Here is a 19197-nt window from a genome sequence, read left to right as displayed (position 1 = left end):
GGGACGCGAGGAAGAACCTCACGGGCTGCGTGGTGACGCACATGCGGGGTCAGCCGCCGACGTAGGCCGCGAGGTGCTCACCGGTGAGGGTGGAGCGCTCGGCGACGAGGTCGGCGGGGGTGCCCTCGAAGACGATCCGGCCGCCGTCGTGGCCGGCGCCGGGGCCGAGGTCGATGATCCAGTCGGCGTGCGCCATGACCGCCTGGTGGTGCTCGATGACGATCACCGACTTGCCGGAGTCGACGAGCCGGTCGAGCAGGCCGAGCAGTTGCTCGACGTCGGCGAGGTGGAGGCCGGTGGTCGGCTCGTCGAGGACGTACACGCCGCCCTTGTCCCCCATGTGCGTGGCCAGTTTCAGCCGCTGCCGCTCGCCACCGGACAGCGTGGTGAGCGGCTGGCCGAGGGTGAGGTAGCCGAGGCCGACGTCCGCCATCCGCTCCAGGATCTTGTGGGCGGCCGGGGTGCGGGCCTCGCCGTTACCGAAGAACTCCTCGGCCTCGGTCACCGACATCGCGAGCACCTCGCTGATGTCCCGGCCGCCGAGGCGGTACTCCAGCACCGAGGCCTGGAACCGCTTGCCCTCGCAGTCCTCGCAGGGGGTGTCGACGCCGGCCATCATGCCCAGGTCGACGTAGATCACGCCGGCGCCGTTGCAGGTGGGGCAGGCGCCCTCGGAGTTCGCGCTGAACAGGGCCGGCTTCACGCCGTTGGCCTTGGCGAACGCCTTGCGGATCGGGTCGGCGAGGCCGGTGTACGTCGCCGGGTTGCTGCGCCGCGAGCCGCGGATCGGCGTCTGGTCCACCGAGACAACGCCCTCCGGCGCCGGGATGGAGCCGTGGATGAGCGAGCTCTTTCCGGAGCCGGCGACGCCGGTGACGACGCAGAGCACGCCGAGCGGGATGTCGACGTCGACGCTGCGGAGGTTGTTCGTGGTCGCGCCGCGGATCGCCAGCGTGCCGGTGGCCTTGCGGACCGTCTCCCTGAGCTTGGACCGGTCGTCGAGGTGGCGGCCGGTGACGGTGTCGCTCGCCCGCAGCCCCTCGACGGTGCCCTCGAAGCAGACGGTGCCGCCCGCCGTGCCGGCGCCCGGGCCGAGGTCCACGACGTGGTCGGCGATGGCGATGGTCTCCGGCTTGTGCTCCACCACGAGCACCGTGTTGCCCTTGTCCCGCAGCCGCAGCAGCAGGTCGTTCATGCGCTGGATGTCGTGCGGGTGCAGGCCGATGGTGGGCTCGTCGAAGACGTACGTCACGTCGGTGAGCGAGGAGCCGAGGTGGCGGATCATCTTGACGCGCTGTGCCTCGCCGCCGGACAGGGTGCCCGCGGGCCGGTCGAGGGAGAGATAGCCGAGGCCGATCTCGGTGAACGAGTCGAGGGTGTGCTGAAGCGCGGTGAGCAGCGGCGCCACGGAGGGTTCCTTCAGCCCCCGGACCCATTCCGCGAGGTCGCGGATCTCCATGGCACAGGCGTCCGCGATGCTGACCTTGCCGATCTTCGAGGACCGCGCGCCCTCGCTGAGCCGGGTGCCGTCGCACTCGGGGCAGGTGGTGAAGGTGACCGCCCGCTCCACGAAGGCCCGGATGTGGGGCTGCATCGACTCCTTGTCCTTGGACAGGAACGACTTCTGGATCTTGGGAATGAGGCCCTCGTACGTCAGGTTGATGCCGTTGACCTTGATCTTGGTCGGCTCACCGTAGAGGAAGGCGTGCATCTCCTTCTTGGTGTACTGCCGGATCGGCTTGTCCGGGTCGACGAAGCCGGACTGGGCGTAGAGCTGCACGGTCCACTGGCTGTCCGACTTCCAGCCGGGGATGGTGAACGCCCCCTCCGACAGTGACTTGGAGTCGTCGTAGAGCTGGGTGAGGTCGATGTCGGAGACCGAACCGCGCCCCTCGCAGCGGCTGCACATACCGCCGGTGCGCTCGAACGTCGCCTTCTGGGCCTTGGTCTTCGCGCCGCGCTCGACGGTGATCGCGCCGCTCGCCCGGACCGAGGCGGTGTTGAAGGAGTACGCGCTGGGCGGGCCTATATGGGGCTTGCCGAGCCGGCTGAAGAGGATGCGCAGCATCGCGTTGGCGTCGGTGGCGGTGCCGACCGTGGAGCGGGGGTCGCCGCCCATGCGCTGCTGGTCGACGGTGATCGCGGTGGTCAGGCCGTCGAGGACGTCGACCTCGGGGCGGGCCAGGTTCGGCATGAAGCCCTGCAGGAAGGCGCTGTAGGTCTCGTTGATCAGCCGCTGCGACTCGGCGGCGATCGTGTCGAAGACCAGCGAGCTCTTGCCCGAGCCGGAGACGCCGGTGAAGACCGTCAGCCGGCGCTTGGGGATCTCGATGCTGACGTCCTTGAGGTTGTTCTCGCGTGCGCCGTGCACGCGGATCAGCTCATGGCTGTCGGCGGCGTGCGGCACGGGCGATGTCTGCGCGTCCGTCCTGGCCCTGCTCATCGTGTGCGCTCCTCTTTGCGGCTCGGGCGGGGGTGCGGGGGTCCAGTGGTTCTGGGGTTCTGGGGGTTTCGGTGGCTCCGGGTTCAGCTTCGCTGCTGGATACGGATCAGGTTGCCCGCGGGGTCGCGGAAGGCGCAGTCGCGGATGCCGTACGGCTGGTCGGTCGGCTCCTGGACCACCTCGGCGCCGCTGGCCTGCACCTTGTCGAAGGTGTCGTCGACGTTCGAGGTGGCGAGCAGGATCCAGCCGTAGGTGCCCTTGGCCATCATCTCGGCGATGGTGCGGCGCTCGTCCTCGGTGATCCCGGGGTCGGCGGCGGGCGGCGCGAGGAGGATGGACGTGGCGGGCTGGTCGGCGGGGCCGACCGTGATCCAGCGCATCTTGCCCTGGCCGACGTCGGTTCGGACCTCGAAGCCGAGGGCGTCTCTGTAGAAGGCGAGGGACGCGTCCGGGTCGTCGTGGGGGAGGAAGCTGGCGTGAATGGTGATGTCCATGGCCGTCACGCTAGCGGGGGGTCGGGGGCGGCGCTTCTTGATTCCTGACCGGTGTCGGTGGCGCCGTCGCTTCTTTCGCCCCCGCCGCCCCTACCCGTCCCATCCCTGAAAGATCCGGACCGGCGTTTGCCGAAAATCAGCCCCTCCGGCGGGGTCGAGAAGAACCCGGCGTCAGCCACCGGCGGCCCCCCGCCACTCCTGCCCCGCCCGCGCCTCGATCCCCCTGAAGTGCACGGCCATCGCCCGCTGCGCCCCCTCCACGTCCCCGGCCCGCAAGGCCGTCACGATGTCGCGGTGCCAACGCGCGGTGGCGTCGGGAGACGGATCGTCGGGACGCCCCCGCGCACCGTTGACGCGCCGGAAGACCGTCCAGAACGCGGCGAGCAGCTGCGGCACCAGGTCGTTGCCGAGGGACGCGTAGAGCAGCTCGTGGAACTCGCGGTCGAGGTCGGGAAAGGGCCGCCCCGCCCGCCCCGCCTCCTCCATCCTCGCCACGACCCCCTCCAGCCGGTCCAGCTCCGCCTCGGTGACCGTCGCCGCCACCCGCCGGATCAGCCCCTCCTCCAGCACCTCCCGCACCTGCAGGATCTCGGCGAGCGCACCGGCGTCGTGGTCGTGCCGGGTGAGTGTGCGGAAGGTCAGCCCGTCGACCAGCGGGGTCAGCGAGGCCTGGCCGACGTACGTCCCGTAGCCGTGCCGGATCTCCACGATGTCCAGGGCCTGGAGCGCCTTGAGGGCCTCGCGGACGGAGTTGCGGCTGACGCCGAGGTCCTCCATGAGCTCGGCCTCGGTGGGCAGCAGGGCGCCGGCCTGGAGCCTGCGGTCGATGATCAGCTGCATGACCTGGCGCTGGATCCGGCTGTTCCTGGGCTCCTCGGACGTACGGGACGTACGGCTGTTCCTGGGCTGCCCGGGCATGCGGCGCATGGTACGCGCACCCGGACGTCCCACGTCCCATGTCCGCGGGATACGGCTCTGACGGGGGGTCAACTCTGGCCATTTCACAGCGCCATTGGTCCGACCTGTGGCAGATGCGCCATTCGTGTGAGATCCCTTGACCGCCCCCATCGCCCCACCTATGGTCGCGCTGACCGTCAGGACGTAGGACGTCGTATCTCCTCACCTTCCGAGATCCTCCCAAGATCCCTTCCCGAGATCGTTCCGAGCTCTTTTTCTCCGCTGGAGGAACCGTGCCCGACGTGACCCACGACGTGCCGGCGCTGCACCGCCGGTCGTTCCTGAAGTACACCGGCGCGCTGGGCGCGGCCGCAGCCGTCTCCGCGTCGCTGTCGGCCTGTTCGTCGGGGCCGGAGTCCACGAACGAGACCGGCGGGGGCGGCGGCCAGAACCGGACGCTCACCGCGGTGATCGGCTACGGCAACGACGGCAGCTGGGACCCCACCCAGACGGCGTCCGCCTTCTGCATGGCCGCCAACAACCACATCTACGAGGGACTGCTGGACACCGATCCCATCTCGCGCGAGCCCTATGCCGCCCTCGCCACCCAGGTGCCGGCCGACCCGAACGCCACGTCCTGGAAGTTCACCCTGCGCGCGGGCGCCAAGTTCCACGACGGAAAGCCGGTCACGGCCGACGACGTGGTCTTCGTCTTCGACCGGATCCTCGACCCGAAGACGCAGACCCTCGCCAAGGGCTTCTTCGCGAGCTGGCTGAAGGAAGTCCGCAAGATCGACGCGCAGAACGTCGAGCTGGTGCTCAAGTTCCCCTTCCCGGACGGGATTTCGCGGCTCACCCTCGCCAAGATCATGCCGAAGCACGTCTTCTCCCAGCCGGGCGCCTGGGAGGACGCCATCAAGGGCAAGGCGATCGGCTCGGGGCCGTACCGGCAGACCGCGCACCACCCGAAGTCCAACACCACCTTCGAAGCGTTCGCCGACTACAACGGCCCGCGCAAGCCCGCCTTCAAGAAGATGAACTGGCTGACGATCGTGGACGCGGCGCCTCGCGTGGCCCGGATCTCGGGCGCGAGCGCCGGGGCGCAGATCGCGGACAACATCCCGTACGCCAACATCGGGCAGCTGGAGAGCGGCGGGCTGACGGTCGCGGGCGGGGCTGGGATGAACAACCTGTTCCTGATGTTCAACACCAAGCACAAGCCCTTCGACGACGTACGTGTCCGGCAGGCGCTGCACTACGCCATCGACACCGAGAAGATGATCGAGGTCGCCCTCAAGGGGCACGGCAAGCCGTCGAGCTCGTTCCTCAACGAGGCCAACCCCAGCTACCGGCGGGCGAAGACCGTCTACGACCACGACCCCGACAAGGCGAAGGCGTTGCTGAAGGAGGCCGGGGTCAGCGGGCTGGAGATCGAGATCCTCGCCGTCAACGTGAGCTGGATCGTGGACTGTCTGCCGACCATCAAGGCGTCGTGGGACGCGATCGGCGTCAAGACCACCCTCTCCCCGCAGGAGACGACGGCCGTCTTCACCAAGATGGACCAGAAGCAGGACTACCAGGTGGTCGCCGCCGCCTCGAACCCCAACCAGTTCGGCCTCGACGCCGACCTGATCATGCACTACAACTACGGCCCCGAGAACCTGTGGATGCAGTACACGCGGTGGGCCGACAACTCCGTCGCCAAGGCGCTCTTCAAGGACATGGACCGGGCGACCCAGGAGCCCGACCCCGACAAGAAGAAGACGATGATCCAGGACTACATCGACGTCGTCGCCGAACAGGCCGTGCTCTACCCGGTCGTCCACAACGAGCTGATGACGGCCTGGAACCCCAAGCAGCTCACCGGCATAAGGGCACAGCCGTACCCCGGTATCAACCTCCTCCAGGCCAAGTGGGCCTAGGAGTCCCTACGTGGTCACCGTCGTCAGGATCCTGGCCCGTCGCGTCGCGCTGCTCGTGCCGCTGATGCTGGGCATCGTGCTGTTCGTGTTCCTGGTCATGCGGTTCTCGGACGTCGACCCGGCGTCCGCGTTCTTCCAGGGCGCGAACCCCACCGCCCAGCAGCTGCACGACTTCCGTGAGGAGAACGGCCTGCTCGATCCCTTCCCCGTCCGCTACGTCGCCTTCGTCGGCGACCTGCTCCACGGCGACATGGGCACCAGCGCCCTGACCCGGGCGCCGGTCGTCGACCAGGTCATGACCGCGCTGCCGCTCACCATCCAGCTCACCTTCCTGGGCCTCGGCATCGCGGTCGTGCTGTCGCTGCTCGGCGGCGTCACGGCGGCCATCTACCGCGACCGCCTCCCCGACCAGATCATCCGCGTCGTCTCCCTCACCGGGGTCGCCGCCCCCGGCTTCTGGCTGGCGCTGCTGATGATCCAGTACCTCGCCGTCGACCTCGGCTGGTTCCCGACCGGCGGCTACATCAACCCGGCCGACTCCTTCACCGGTTGGCTGAAGACCATGACCCTGCCCGCCTTCGCGCTGTCCCTGCCGGTGGCGGCGCAGCTGACGCGGATCGTGCGGACGGCGGTCGTGGAGGAGCTCGACAAGGACTACGTCCGTACGGCGATCGGCAGCGGGCTGCCGCCGGTCGTCGTGGTCGGGCGGAACGTCCTGCGCAACGCGCTCATCAACCCGCTGACCGTCCTGGGCCTGCGCGTCGGTTACCTGCTGGGCGGCGCGGTGGTCATCGAGACGATCTTCTCCCTGCCGGGCATGGGGAAGCTGATGATCGACGCGGTGAAGAACGGTGACCCGGCGGTCGTCCAGGGAGTGGTCCTCACGACAGCCACCGGCTTCGTGGTCGTCAACCTGGTCATCGACATCCTGTATCTGCTGGTCAACCCGCGACTGCGGGAGGCGACGTGACGTTCAACCGCAAGCGTCTGGCCGAGGCGCTGTCCCGGCCCGGCATCCGGCTGCGCGGCTGGCGCAAGCTGCCGCTGCTGTCGAAGGTCGCCGTCTGCTTCCTGGCCGTCGTGGTCCTGATGGCGCTGTTCGCCCCCGTGCTGTCGCCGCACGACCCCCTCGACCAGCAACCCCCCGTCGACGGCACCGGACACCCGTCCGCCGACCACTGGATGGGCCAGGACAGCCTGGGCCGGGACATCCTCAGCCGGCTGATGTACGGCGCCCGCTGGTCGCTGGCGATCGGGCTCGGCGCGACCGGGCTCGCGCTCGTCGTCGGCGCCCTGATCGGCGCCATCGCGGCGACCTCCCGCAAGGCGGTCGACGAGACGCTGATGCGCTGCCTGGACGTGGTGATGGCGTTCCCCGGCATCGCGCTGGCCGCCGTACTCGTCGCGGTCTTCGGCGGCGGCATCGCGGTCCTGATCTGCGCGATCGCGTTCCTGTTCACTCCGCCGGTCGCGAGGGTCGTACGGGCGAACGTCCTCGACCAGTACGGCGAGGACTATGTGACGGCGGAACGGGTCATCGGCGCCCGCACCCCGCACATCGTCATCAAGCACGTGGCGATCAACTGCGCCGCCCCGGTGCTGGTGTTCTGCACGGTCCAGGTGGCCGAGGCGATCGTCTTCGAGGCGTCGCTGTCCTTCATCGGCGCGGGCGTCCGGCCGCCGGACCCGTCCTGGGGAAGCGTCATCGCGGACGGCAAGAACATGGTGCTGACGGGAGGCTGGTGGGCGACCGTCTTCCCCGGTCTGCTGATGCTGGTGACGGTGCTCTCGCTGAACATCCTCTCCGAGGGCGTGTCGGACGCGTGGGCCGCGCCCTCGGCGCGCGAGGTCGACGTACGGGACGAACACGACAAGCTGGAGGCACCGGAGCCGGGCAGCGGTGAGGTGCTGCAGCTGCCGGGGCTGGTGGAGGCGGCGGCGCGGCTGCGGTCACGGGCGCGGCCGTTGCCGCAGGGGCCGCAGCCGGTGCTCGCGGTGGAGAACCTCGCCATCGGCTTCGAGGCCCGGCATGCGGGCGTGGACATCGTCGACGGCATCAGCTTCGAGGTGCAGCCCGGCGAGGTGCTGGGGCTGGTCGGCGAGTCGGGCTGCGGCAAGTCGCTGACGGCACTCGCGGTGATGGGCCTGGAACCGAAGGGCGCCCGGGTCCGTGGCCACGTCCGCTTCAACCAACGCCAGTTGGTGGGCGAGCCGATGCGCGTACGCCGCAAGCTGCTCGGCCACGAGATGGCGATGATCTACCAGGACGCCCTGTCGTCCCTGAACCCGGCGATGACGATCCGCGCCCAGCTCAAGCAGGTCGTACGCCGCGGAGGCCGCCGCAGCCCCCACGAACTGCTGACGATGGTCGGCCTGGACCCCGAACGCACCCTGCGCAGTTACCCGCACGAACTCTCCGGCGGCCAGCGCCAGCGCGTCCTGATCGCCATGGCCCTGTCCCGCGATCCGAAGCTGATCGTCGCCGACGAGCCGACGACCGCGCTGGACGTCACCGTGCAGGCGCAGATCATAGAGCTGCTGCTGAGGCTGCGGGAGGAGCTGGGCTTCGCCCTCATCCTGGTCTCGCACGACCTCGCGCTGATCGCGGACGTCACGGACCGGGTGGTCGTGATGTACGGCGGCCAGATCGTGGAGACCGGCGTGACCGCCGACCTGGTGGAGGCACCGGCGCACCACTACACGCGCGGCCTGCTCGGCAGCGTGCTGTCCCTGGAGTCGGCGCAGGAGCGGATGACGCAGATCAAGGGCGTGGTGCCCTCCCCCGCCGACTTCCCGGCGGGCTGCCGTTTCGCGGACCGCTGCCCGCTGGCGAGCGAGGCGTGCCGGACCACGGCTCCTGACCTGGTGGGGACACCGACGCATACGGCGGCCTGCCATCACCCGGCGGTGGTGCTGGCGCCGACGGATCGCTCGGAAAGCGGGGTCGTCCAGTGAGTCCGGAGAACGCGCTGGTGGAGCTGTCCGACGCGCACGTCGTGCACAAGGCGCGCAGCGGGGGACTGTTCACCCGGGACAAGGTGTTCGCCCTGACCGGCGCCGATCTCGTCATCGCGCCCGGCGAGACGGTGGGCGTGGTCGGGGAGTCGGGGTGCGGCAAGTCGACGCTGGCGAAGGTGCTGGTGGGGGTGCAGCGGCCGACGGAGGGGACGGTGGCCTTCCGGGGGCGCGACCTGTGGGCGATGAGCCCGGCCGAGCGCAGGACCGCCGTCGGCGCCGGAACCGGGATGATCTTCCAGGACCCCTCGACGGCGTTGAACCGCCGGCTGACGGTCCGGCAGATACTGCGGGACCCCCTGGATGTGCACGACCGGGGGACGAAGCCGGGGCGTGAGGAGCGGGTACGGGAGCTGATGTCCTTGGTCGGCCTCCCGCGCGCCCTCACCGACGCCCTGCCCGGCCAGCTGTCGGGCGGTCAGCGCCAGCGCGTCGCCATCGCCCGGGCGCTCGCCCTGGACCCCGAGCTGGTGGTGGCCGACGAGCCGACGAGCGCGCTGGACGTGTCGGTCCGCGCCCAGATCCTGAACCTCCTCCTCGACCTGAAGGAGCGGCTGGGCCTCGCCCTGGTCTTCGTCTCGCACGACATCCAGACGGTACGGCGGATGAGTGACCGCGTGATCACGATGTACCTGGGCCGGATCGTCGAGGAGGCCCCGGCCGACCGGGTGACCGACCGGGCCCGGCACCCCTACACCCGCGCCCTCTTCTCCGCCACACCCGGCCTGATCGACCCGATCGACCCGATTCCGCTGGTCGGGCCGGTGCCGTCGGCGACGCGGCCGCCGAGCGGGTGCCCGTTTCGCACGCGATGCTGGAAGGCGACCGAGGTGTGCGCCGAGGCGATGCCCGAAATTTCCGGTGCGTCCATCCCGGGGCACCGGTACCGCTGCCACCATCCTGTGGAGGAGGACCAGTCGACCCGTGACCTGGTGACCCAGGCCGCGTCCACCAGGGAGCCTTCATGAATTTCCCCACCCCGTTGACCGGTGTCGTCCCGCCCGTCTGCACGCCCCTGACGCCGGACCGCGAGGTGGACGTCCCCTCACTGCTCAGGCTGGTCGACCACCTGGTGGAGGGCGGGGTGCACGGCCTGTTCGTGCTGGGCTCGACGTCGGAGGCGGCGTATCTGACGGACCGGCAGCGCAGGCTGGTGGTGGAGTCGGTGGCCGGGCATGTCGCGGGGCAGCTTCCGGTGCTGGCCGGGGTGATCGACATGACGACGCCGAGGGTGCTGGACCATGTCCGCGAGGTCGCCGGCGCCGGTGCGGACGCGGTCGTGGCGACCGCCCCCTTCTACGCCCGGACCCACCGCGCCGAGATCGCCCGCCACTACCGCCTGATCGCGGCGGCCTCGCCGGTCCCGGTCATCGCCTACGACCTCCCGGCCTCCGTCCACACCAAGCTTCCCGCCGACGTGATCCTGGACCTCGCGGCCGAGGGCACCCTCGCCGGTCTGAAGGACTCCAGCGGCGACCTCGCCGGTTTCCGCGAGGTCGTCACCGGCGCACGTGTCCGTCCCGACGTCCGGCGCTTCAGTGTGCTGACCGGGTCGGAGCTCGTCGTCGACGCGGCGCTCGCGATCGGGGCCGACGGGGCGGTGCCGGGGCTCGCCAACGTCGATCCGCACGGTTACGTGCACCTCGATCGGCTGTGCCGCGCGGGTGACTGGGAGCGGGCGCGGTCGGAACAGGAGCGGTTGTGTGCGCTGTTCGGGATGGTGACGGTCGGGGATCCGGGGCGGATGGGGGGCAGTTCGTCGGCGCTGGGGGCGTTCAAGGCGGCGCTGTATCTGCGGGGGGTCATCGGGTGTCCGGCGACGGCGGAGCCTCAGGTGCCGTTGTCGCCGGAGGAGGTGGAGCGGGTGGGGAAGTTTCTGGCCGGTGCGGGGTTGCTGTAGCGGCTTTTCTCGCCCCCGCCGCCCCTACCCGTCCCATCCCTGGGGGCTGCCGCCCCCAGACCCCCGCTTCGGCCCCGAAAGGGCCTCGTCCTCAAACGCCGGACGGGCTGAGTAAGTCAGCCCCTCCGGCGTTTGAGGAGCGGGGGTCCAGGGGGCAGAGCCCCCCAGGGGCGGCGGGGGCGAGAAAACACCCGGCCGCGCCCGCTAGCCCAGGTCCGTCACCGGCAACCTCCGGAACTCGATCGTCTCGTACGTCCCCGTCTCCCCCGTCTCGTACAGGATCCCGACCGTACGCCGGTCCACCCGCACCAGGTCGGAGTACGCCGCCCGCCGCTGAGACAGCGTCAGCGCCTTCGTGAAGGTCGCCCCGCCGTCCGTACTGCGCCACACAGCCATCGACTGGCGGGCGGTGGGAACGGACGGACCGGAGAACAGCAACGGGCCTCCGCGCCCGGGGAGTTGGAGGACACTCGCCTGCACCACCGGGACGTCGTTCAGGGCGGGCTGGACGGTGTACGGGCGGTCCAGCGTCTCGCCGCCGTCGCTGGAGTGGCCGTCGAGACGGTTGCCGCTGCTGGTGCCGTGCTGGTCGCGGGAGTTGAAGTACAGACGGCCGTCGGGGAGTTCGGCGGCGGTCGACTCGTTGGCGTTGCTGTAACCGTCGTAGGAGGCGTCGACGAAGCCCATGTGCCAGGTGAGACCGGCGTCGTCGCTGTAGATGGCGTGCGCGCCGTAGTACTTGGGCTCCTGGCCGGTGTCGGCGGAGCCGGGCGCCGGGGCCGCCGAGTGGTTCGACGGGACGACCAGGCGTCCCGCGTGCTCGCCCCGCGTGAGCGCGATCGCGTGCCCCGGGCCCGTCGCGTACCAGCGCCAGTTCGCCGGCTTCACCTGCCGCGTGATGTCCCGGGGGGAGGAGAAGTGCCGCCCGTCGTCCAGGCTCCGCTGGACGAACACCCGGCGGCTCTCCTCCGGCGTCGCCTCGCCCCGCATGATCTCCGCCTCCGTCACATCACCGCTGTTGTAGGAGGTGACCAGCACGACCGTGCCCGTGCGCGGATCCACCACCGGCGCCGGATTGCCGCGGGTGTCCCCCTCCCCGGCGGCGACCACCGTCAGCGGGCCCCAGGTGCAGCCGCCGTCGGTGGAGCGTCTGAGGACGACATCGATGTCTCCGGTGTCCCCCGCGCTGTCGTGCCGGCCCTCGGCGAAGGCCAGAACCGTGCCGCGCGGGGTCGTGATCGTCGCCGGGATGCGGTACGTGTCGTAGCCGCCCTCGCCCGAGACGTACGGGAGGGACGACGTGCAGCCGGTGCCCGCCGACGCGGTGCCGGCCGTGGTGAGCGGAGTGGTCAGGAGTACTGCGGTGGCCAGGAGTGTGCGGCTCAGGATGGTCATCGAGCTCCCTTGACGGAGGGTCAGACTTTGACCTGTCCGTCACAGACTCCCCGGTGACACCATTCCTGACTCATACGCCACGATGACCAACTGCGCCCGGTCCCGCGCCCCCAGCTTGCCCATGATGCGGCTGACGTGGGTCTTCGCCGTCAGCGGGCTCAGTCCCAACGCCTCCGCTATCTCCGTGTTGTTGAGACCGCGCGCGACCAGCGTCAGCACTTCGCGTTCACGTTCGGACAGGCATTCGGGCCCGGCGGTGGTGGGTGCGGAGGGGCTGCGCAGGAAACGCTCGATCAGCCGTGCGGTCGGACCCGGTGACAGGAGGGCCTCCCCCGCCGCCACCGTGCGGATGGCGTCGAGGAGTTCGGCCGGACGGGTGTCCTTGACGAGGAATCCGGAGGCGCCGGCGCGCAGTGCGTCCACGATGTTCTCGTCGGTGTCGTAGGTGGTGAGGACCAGGACCCGCACCCCGGCCAGGTCCTCGTCGGCCGCGATGAGCCGGGTCGCCTCGATGCCGTCCAGATCGGGCATGCGGATGTCCATCACGACCAGGTCGGCGCGGGCGCTGCGGACCAGTTCGGCGGCCTCCCGGCCAGTGCCCGCCTGGCCGACGACCTCCATGTCCGGGGCCGACTCGACCAGCATGGCGAACGCCTCCCGCACCAGCGTCTGGTCGTCCGCGAGCAGCACGCGGATCATCGGTTCCCCTCCCGGTCCGTTCCGACGGGCAGTACGGCCCTCACCTCGAAACCCCCCTCGCGTCGCGGCCCGGCGTCGAGTGTGCCACCCACGCTGCGGGCCCGCTCGCGCATGCCGACGAGGCCGTAGCCGGGGCTGTTCGCAGCAACGGCGGCGGGGCACGGGCCGTCGTCGGTGACCGACACCCGCAGGGCGCCCCGCTCCTCGTACAGCTCGACGCGTACGGCCGGTTCGGACCCCGCGTGCCGGACGACGTTCGTCAGCGCCTCCTGCACGATCCGGTACGCGGCCGCGCCCACGGCGGGCGGCGCCTCCCGCGCCCGTACCTCCGACTGCACCCGCGCCCCGGCCAGCCGCGCCGCCTCCACCAGGTCCGGTACTCCGTCGAGCCCGGGCAGCGGGCCGCGCGCCTCGCCGGCCACGCCCTGTTCGCGCAGGACGTCCAGTGTCGTACGGAGTTCACCGCGTGCGGTGCGGCAGGTCTCGGCGATGTCGTCGAGCGACTTGGCGATCGTCTCGCGGTCCAGCCGCTCCGGGTCGGCGGCCAGGACGTGCGCGGCCACCGACGTCTGCACGCCGATGAGCGTGATGCTGTGCGCGAGCAGGTCGTGCAGGTCGCGGGCGATGCGCAGGCGTTCCTCGGCGACGCGGCGGCGGGCCTCCTCCTCGCGGGTGCGTTCGGCGCGTTCGGCGCGTTCGACGATGGAGCGGACGTACTGGCGGTAGTAGCGGACGTCGATACCGCAGAACAGGACCGCGACGACCCAGCCGGAGATCCGCAGGACCTCCATGGTCCCGTCGGGGTTGGTGAAGGCGTTGATGGCCAGCGTCACGCCGAGGACGCCGGTGCCGACGAGCAGCGTGCGGCGCACCGTGCCCGTCGCCGCGACGGTGTAGAGCACCACCATGGTCGCGGGGATGGGCGCGGCGTGGTTGTTGTCGAGGGCGTGGTACGGGGCGATGCAGACCAGCACCACGAGCATGACCGGCATGGGACGGCGGCGTCGCCACACGAGGGGCACGTGCGCGGCGAGCAGCAGGGTCCAGCCGAGCGCGTCGGGCCGCAGCCCGTGGTCGCCGAGCCGGGCGGTGACCACGGCGAGGGCGGCCCAGGCCGCGGCCAGCAGCGCGTCGTTGCGGGTGCGGTGCGGGGCGGTCAGGGGGTCGCGGTTGATCGCCGCCATGGTCCGCTCGCCGAGGCGGGGACGCGCCGCTGTCGTGGTTTCCTGCACGGGCTCATCTTCCGTGAGCGGGGCGCCCCTTGGGGAGTCAGGGGCGCCGGTCGGGTCAGTGGGCGGAGACGGCCACGCGCTCCGGTTCCTTCGGCGGGACGGGTGGTTCGGGCGTGCGGGCGAGCCGGCCCGGCCACCACACCCTGCGCCGCAGCGCCACGCTCGCGCTGGTCACCAGGTAGGTGCGCACCAGGAAGGTGTCGAGCAGGACGCCCACCGCGATGACGAAGCCCAGCTCGACGAGCGGTACCAGCGGCATGCTGGTGAGCACCGCGAAGGTGGCGGCGAGGACGAGCCCGGCGGAGGCGATGACGCCGCCCGTCGTGCGCAGCGCGGTGAGCGCGGCAGTCGCCGGTTCGGCGCCGTTCAGGCACTCCTCGCGCATCCGGTGCATCAGGAAGATGCCGTAGTCGACGCCGAGAGCCACCAGGAACACGAAGGACAGCAGTCCGAGCCCGGGATCCGTGCCCTCGAAGCCGAACACCGGCCCGAAGACGAGTCCGCCGATGCCGAGCGCCGCGCCCCACACCGCGACCACGGCTCCCACCAGGATCAGCGGCGCGACGAGCGAACGCAGCAGGGCGATCAGGATCAGCAGTACGGACAGCAGCACGATCGGGACGACGATCGTCGTGTCCCGGGCGTTGGTGTCCTTCAGGTCGATCTGCTCGGCGCTGGGCCCGCCGACGAAGGAGCCGTCGAGCCTGTCGCGCAGGGCCTCGATGGTGGCGGTCTCCCCCGCTGACTGGGGCGGTGCCGTGGCGAGGACGGAGATCTCCGTCCAGCCGTCTCCGGTACGTCCCTCTTGGGCGCTGTCGACGCCCCGGATACCGCGGATCGACGCGAGCGTGTCGTCGGCACGGTCTTCCGGCGTGATGACGGTGATGGGCTGGGTGCCCCGCTCGGGGTAGGCCTCGGCCAGCGTCTCCATGGCGGCGATGGCGTCGGGCTTGCTGGTGAAGGAGTCCGCCTGCTTGAGGCTGCCGGGCAGGTTCAGCGCGCCGAGCGCGAGGGCGCCGAGCAGGACGGCGCCGCCCACCAGCACAGTGATCGGCCGGCGTCCGGCGGAGCTGCCCATCGCGGTGAACAGGGACCTGCGGGCCTTGGGCGTGCTGCCGAAGCGCGGCACGAGCGGCCAGAAGACGCGTCGGCCCAGCAGGACGAGGATCGCGGGCAGCAGTGTCAGCATCGCGGCGAGCGCGCACAGCACACCGACGGTGCCGAGGGGGCCCATGCCCCGGCTGGAGTTGAGGTCGGCGGCGAGCAGGCACAGCAGTCCGGCGGCGACGGTGCCGGAGGAGGCGAGCACGGCGGGCCCGCAGCCCCTGAGCGCGGCGGCCATGGCGTCGTACGGCCGCTCGATGCGGCGCAGTTCCTCGCGGTACCGGGAGATGAGCAGCAGCGCGTAGTCGGTGCCGGCGCCGAAGACGAGGATCGTCATGATCCCGGAGCTCTGGCCGGAGATCGAGGTGCCGAAGCCCTGATGGAGCCCGTATGCCACGCCCATGGACAGGTAGTCGGCCATGCCCGCGACGGCGAGCGGCACCAGCCACAGGAACGGGCTGCGGTAGATGAGGATCAGCAGCAGCGCGACGACGGCCGCGGTGGTGTAGAGCAGCGGCCCGTCGAGCGAGTTGAAGACCTCGGCGGAATCCGTGGCGAGCGCCCCCTCGCCGCCGACCTCGACGCTCAGTCCGTCGCCGCCCTTCGCCACGTCCCGCACCTCGTGGACGAGTTCGTCGCGGGCCTTCTCGTCCTGGCCCGGCTCGGTGCTGGCCACCGGGTACATCAGGGTGGTGCCGTCCTTCGACGGGATGCCCTGTGGCCGGGCGGTGAGCTGGTGCGCGCCGGCGATCCGGTCGATCTGGTCGGCGGCGGTGGCCCTGTCGGCCGCGGTGAGCCCACCGTCACGGTGGTAGACGACGACCATCTCCGTGGCCTCACCACCCGGCAACCGGTCCTGGATCTTCGCGACCTGGGTGGAGTCGGCGCTCGCCGGCAGGTAGTCGATGGCACGGTCGCGCTGGGCGTCCGCCAGCTTCGACGCGAACGGCGAGGCGATCGCGAGCACGGCGATCCACAGCCCCAGCACGAGCCAGGGCACGGCACGCCGTCGCCGCGCTGCTGTCCTTACGGCCCCCATCTGACGGGCCTCCCTCCGGTCCGGATGTCTGGATCGGTTCCAGACTCCCGGCGGGACGGGGGCGGATCGTCGGGCGCAGGTGCGAGTTCGGGGGTACTGCCGGGGGCGGCGGGACGGCCGGATTACTCCCCCGGGAGTACTGCGGGCGAAGAGCGCGGGGCCCGGGCCGAGGCGGCGGTCGTCTCGTACCGCCGAGTTCTACGACGGTTGAGTTCTACGACGGTTGAGTTCTACGACGGTTGGCTCTACGACGGTGTGCGCGCCGCCGCGGCCAGCAGCCGGGTCACGTCCTCGGCGCAGATGGTGAGGGCGGCGCCGACCGTCGCCAGGACGTCGCGCTCGGCGGGCGTGTAGGGGCCGTCGGCCAGGGCGATCCGGGCGCCCTGGAGCAGGATGGACTCGCGTCCGGCCGGGGCGAGGTGCGGGGCGAGCGGGTCGAGGGCCTCGTGGAGCTCTATGGCCAGACCGGCACCGCAGGGCTCGGAGAAGACCCGCCCGGTGTCCGCGGCCAGCGCCTCGACCAGGGCGTTGAGCTGTTCCTCCGTGCAGTCGTCGAAGCCGGCCGCCCGCACCGTGGCCGCCGCGGCCTCCAGGGACGGACGGGCACAGGTGCCGCCCGCCGCCAGCACCGCCAGGGCGACGGTGTGCACGGCGTCGCGGAGCATCGCGGAGAAGCGGGTCGTGGTCGGGTGGTCCAGGATGTCGGTGCCGAAGTGACGCCGACAGGCCGCGCACTCCACGACCGGGGCGGTCTCCCCACGCGGCAGCACGGGCACGCCGAGCAGAGTGAAGCGGCGGTGTCCGGTCAGCCGCTGGTAGTTGCGGTCGCCCCCGCATCCGGGACAGAAGAACTCGCCGTCACCCATGGCCGACCACGCGGTGCGGGTGCCCAGGATGCGCGCAAGCCTGGCGGCACGGCCGTCTCGTCCCCGTCCTGGCAGCACGTCGCACCTCCGTAATGCCGCGGCAACATCGCCGCGCTTGCGTGATGTTAGCCACATCACGGACGCGGAGTCAGTACCCCGGACGAGACCTTTCCGTGACCTGCACAGGTCAATGGCTGGAAATGGACGGGCTCCGCCCGCCGAGAAACGGCGAGCGGAGCCTACCCAAGGGGCGCGGGGAACTGCGCGACCAGCCACGACGGAGCCGCACTCACCCACTCTCCAGTGCGCCTATGGCGAGTGGAGACGGCCCACCCCGCAAAGCGAAACCGCTAGCGAGCGGCCCGGTTGACCGCCGACACGACCGCCTTCAGCGAGGCCCGCGTGGTGTTGGCGTCAATGCCGATCCCCCACAGCACCTTGCCGTCGATCGCACACTCGATGTACGACGCGGCCTGCGCGGACGCGCCCTCACTCATCGTGTGCTCCTGGTAATCCAGCAGACGCGCGTCCACGCCGATCTTCGCCAGCGCATCGAAGAAGGCCGAGATCGGACCGTTGCCGCTACCGGCCAGGACCGTGTCGACGCCGTCGACGGTCGCCTCCACCTTCAGCGTGTCCACACCGTCCGTGTCGGTCGTCGACTGACCGTTCTTGACCTGGATCCGACCCCACGGGTTCTCGGGGTTCGGCAGGTACTCGTCCTGGAAGACCGCCCAGATGTCACCACCGGTGACCTCGCCGCCCTCGGCGTCCGTCTTCGCCTGGATGATCTTGGAGAACTCGATCTGCATCCGGCGCGGCAGGTCCAGCTTGTGGTCGTTCTTCAGGACGTACGCGATACCGCCCTTGCCGGACTGCGAGTTGACGCGGATGACGGCCTCGTAGGAGCGGCCGACGTCCTTCGGGTCGATGGGCAGGTACGGCACGGCCCACTCGATGTCGTCCACCGTCACGCCCTTGGCGGCCGCGTCGGCCTCCATCGCGTCGAAGCCCTTCTTGATGGCGTCCTGGTGGGAGCCGGAGAAGGACGTGTAGACCAGGTCGCCCACGTACGGGTGGCGCGGGTGGACCTCCATCTGGTTGCAGTACTCCCACGTACGACGGATCTCGTCGATGTCGGAGAAGTCGATCTGCGGGTCGACGCCCTGCGAGAACAGGTTCATGCCCAGGGTGACCAGGTCGACGTTGCCGGTGCGCTCACCCTGCCCGAACAGACAGCCCTCGACGCGGTCGGCGCCGGCCATCAGCGCCAGCTCGGCCGCCGCGACGGCCGTACCGCGGTCGTTGTGCGGGTGCACGGAGACGCAGACGTACTCGCGGCGCGACAGGTTGCGGCTCATCCACTCGAAGCGGTCCGCGTGCGTGGACGGCGTCGAACGCTCCACCGTGGCGGGCAGGTTGAGGATGATCTCGCGGCCCGGACCCGGCTGGTAGACGTCCATCACCGCCTCGCAGACCTCCAGCGCGAAGTCCAGCTCGGTGTCGGTGAAGATCTCGGGGCTGTACTGGTAGCCGAACTCGGTCTCCGGGCCCAGCAGCTTCTCGGCGTACTCCATCACCAGGCGGGTGCCGTCGACGGCGATCTGCTTGATGTCGTCCTTGGAGCCGCGGAAGACCACCCGGCGGAAGACGGGGGCAGTGGCGTTGTACAGATGGACGGTCGCCCGCTTGGCGCCCTTCAGGGACTCCACGGTCCGCTCGATCAGGTCCTCGCGGGCCTGGGTCAGTACGGAGATCGTGACGTCGTCGGGGATCGCGCCCGGCTCCTCGATGATCGACCGTACGAAATCGAAGTCCGTCTGGCCCGAGGCCGGGAAGCCGACCTCGATCTCCTTGTAGCCCATCTTGACCAGCTGGTCGAACATCCGGCGCTTGCGCTCGGGCGACATCGGGTCGATCAGGGCCTGGTTTCCGTCGCGCAGGTCGGTGGAGAGCCAGCGGGGGGCAACGGTGACGCGGGTGTCCGGCCAGGTGCGGTCCGGGATGTCGACCTGCTCGTAGCGGCCGTACTTGTGGATCGGCATGGAACTGGGCTGCTGGCGGTTCGCCATGTTTGCGGGGCTCCTCAGGATGTCCGGAAGGACGGCCGACGACGCAACGCGAAGCTCCGCGGGGAGGGAGTCGACCTGGACTACAGGCCCTCGCCGCGGCAGCTAAGAAGAAGCAGCCC

General features: G+C 70.6%; 14 protein-coding genes. 5 read left to right on the top strand and 9 right to left on the bottom strand.

Annotation, left to right across the window (positions count from 1 at the left end; all coding sequences use genetic code 11):
• Positions 1 to 49: 49 nt before the first annotated feature.
• The 3 genes from IF78_RS0114455 to IF78_RS0114445 all read right to left on the bottom strand — a co-directional run bounded on the left by IF78_RS0114455 (position 50) and on the right by IF78_RS0114445 (position 3855).
• Entirely contained in the window at positions 50 to 2443 is a 2394-nt protein-coding gene (locus tag IF78_RS0114455) for an ATP-binding cassette domain-containing protein (protein ID WP_031476977.1), read from the bottom strand.
• Between the two features lie 83 nt (positions 2444 to 2526).
• Positions 2527 to 2937, bottom strand: a complete 411-nt coding sequence (locus IF78_RS0114450) for a VOC family protein (protein ID WP_031476975.1) — start codon at positions 2935 to 2937, stop codon at positions 2527 to 2529.
• A gap of 171 nt (positions 2938 to 3108) precedes the next feature.
• The gene (locus tag IF78_RS0114445) at positions 3109 to 3855 is read right to left on the bottom strand and encodes a FadR/GntR family transcriptional regulator (protein WP_031476973.1); all 747 of its coding nucleotides are present in this window, start codon (positions 3853 to 3855) and stop codon (positions 3109 to 3111) included.
• A gap of 272 nt (positions 3856 to 4127) precedes the next feature.
• Here IF78_RS0114445 and IF78_RS0114440 point away from each other — a divergent pair, with 272 nt between their 5' ends.
• The 5 genes from IF78_RS0114440 to IF78_RS0114420 are packed head-to-tail and all read left to right on the top strand — an operon-like array spanning position 4128 to position 10671.
• On the top strand, positions 4128 to 5756 hold the full coding sequence (locus IF78_RS0114440; RefSeq protein ID WP_031476971.1) for an ABC transporter substrate-binding protein: 1629 nt from the start codon (positions 4128 to 4130) through the stop codon (positions 5754 to 5756).
• Positions 5757 to 5766: 10 nt separating this feature from the next.
• Positions 5767 to 6726 (top strand): ABC transporter permease, encoded by a 960-nt coding sequence (locus IF78_RS0114435; RefSeq protein WP_031476969.1) that lies wholly within the window; start codon positions 5767 to 5769, stop codon positions 6724 to 6726.
• Positions 6723 to 8711, top strand: a complete 1989-nt coding sequence (locus tag IF78_RS0114430) for a dipeptide/oligopeptide/nickel ABC transporter permease/ATP-binding protein (RefSeq protein WP_031476967.1) — start codon at positions 6723 to 6725, stop codon at positions 8709 to 8711. The genes IF78_RS0114435 and IF78_RS0114430 overlap by 4 nt, the downstream gene beginning before the upstream one ends.
• Entirely contained in the window at positions 8708 to 9739 is a 1032-nt protein-coding gene (locus IF78_RS0114425; RefSeq protein WP_031476965.1) for an oligopeptide/dipeptide ABC transporter ATP-binding protein, read from the top strand. Before IF78_RS0114430 ends, IF78_RS0114425 begins: the two co-directional genes overlap by 4 nt.
• On the top strand, positions 9736 to 10671 hold the full coding sequence (locus tag IF78_RS0114420; RefSeq protein ID WP_031476963.1) for a dihydrodipicolinate synthase family protein: 936 nt from the start codon (positions 9736 to 9738) through the stop codon (positions 10669 to 10671). Before IF78_RS0114425 ends, IF78_RS0114420 begins: the two co-directional genes overlap by 4 nt.
• A 204-nt stretch (positions 10672 to 10875) precedes the next feature.
• On the opposite strand, the gene IF78_RS0114415 is transcribed toward IF78_RS0114420, so the two are convergent.
• The 6 genes from IF78_RS0114415 to leuA all read right to left on the bottom strand — a co-directional run bounded on the left by IF78_RS0114415 (position 10876) and on the right by leuA (position 19078).
• Complete coding sequence (locus tag IF78_RS0114415; RefSeq protein ID WP_031476961.1) at positions 10876 to 12066, bottom strand: sialidase family protein; 1191 nt, start codon at positions 12064 to 12066, stop codon at positions 10876 to 10878.
• 39 nt (positions 12067 to 12105) lie between these two features.
• Complete coding sequence (locus IF78_RS0114410) at positions 12106 to 12765, bottom strand: response regulator (RefSeq protein WP_031476959.1); 660 nt, start codon at positions 12763 to 12765, stop codon at positions 12106 to 12108.
• Positions 12762 to 13997, bottom strand: a complete 1236-nt coding sequence (locus IF78_RS0114405) for a sensor histidine kinase (protein ID WP_031476957.1) — start codon at positions 13995 to 13997, stop codon at positions 12762 to 12764. The genes IF78_RS0114410 and IF78_RS0114405 overlap by 4 nt, the downstream gene beginning before the upstream one ends.
• A gap of 55 nt (positions 13998 to 14052) precedes the next feature.
• On the bottom strand, positions 14053 to 16140 hold the full coding sequence (locus IF78_RS0114400) for an MMPL family transporter (RefSeq protein WP_031476955.1): 2088 nt from the start codon (positions 16138 to 16140) through the stop codon (positions 14053 to 14055).
• Positions 16141 to 16385: 245 nt separating this feature from the next.
• On the bottom strand, positions 16386 to 17084 hold the full coding sequence (locus tag IF78_RS0114395) for a TerB family tellurite resistance protein (protein ID WP_031476953.1): 699 nt from the start codon (positions 17082 to 17084) through the stop codon (positions 16386 to 16388).
• A gap of 272 nt (positions 17085 to 17356) precedes the next feature.
• Positions 17357 to 19078: a 2-isopropylmalate synthase gene (gene leuA / locus IF78_RS0114390; protein ID WP_031476951.1), complete on the bottom strand. Its 1722-nt coding sequence runs from the start codon at positions 19076 to 19078 to the stop codon at positions 17357 to 17359.
• Between the last annotated feature and the right edge of the window lie 119 nt (positions 19079 to 19197).

It is taken from the genome of Streptomyces bicolor (genome assembly GCF_000719285.1).
GTDB lineage: Bacteria > Actinomycetota > Actinomycetes > Streptomycetales > Streptomycetaceae > Streptomyces > Streptomyces bicolor.
Note: the sequence above shows the minus strand (reverse complement) of the source record. Positions and strands in the feature narration are given on the sequence as shown.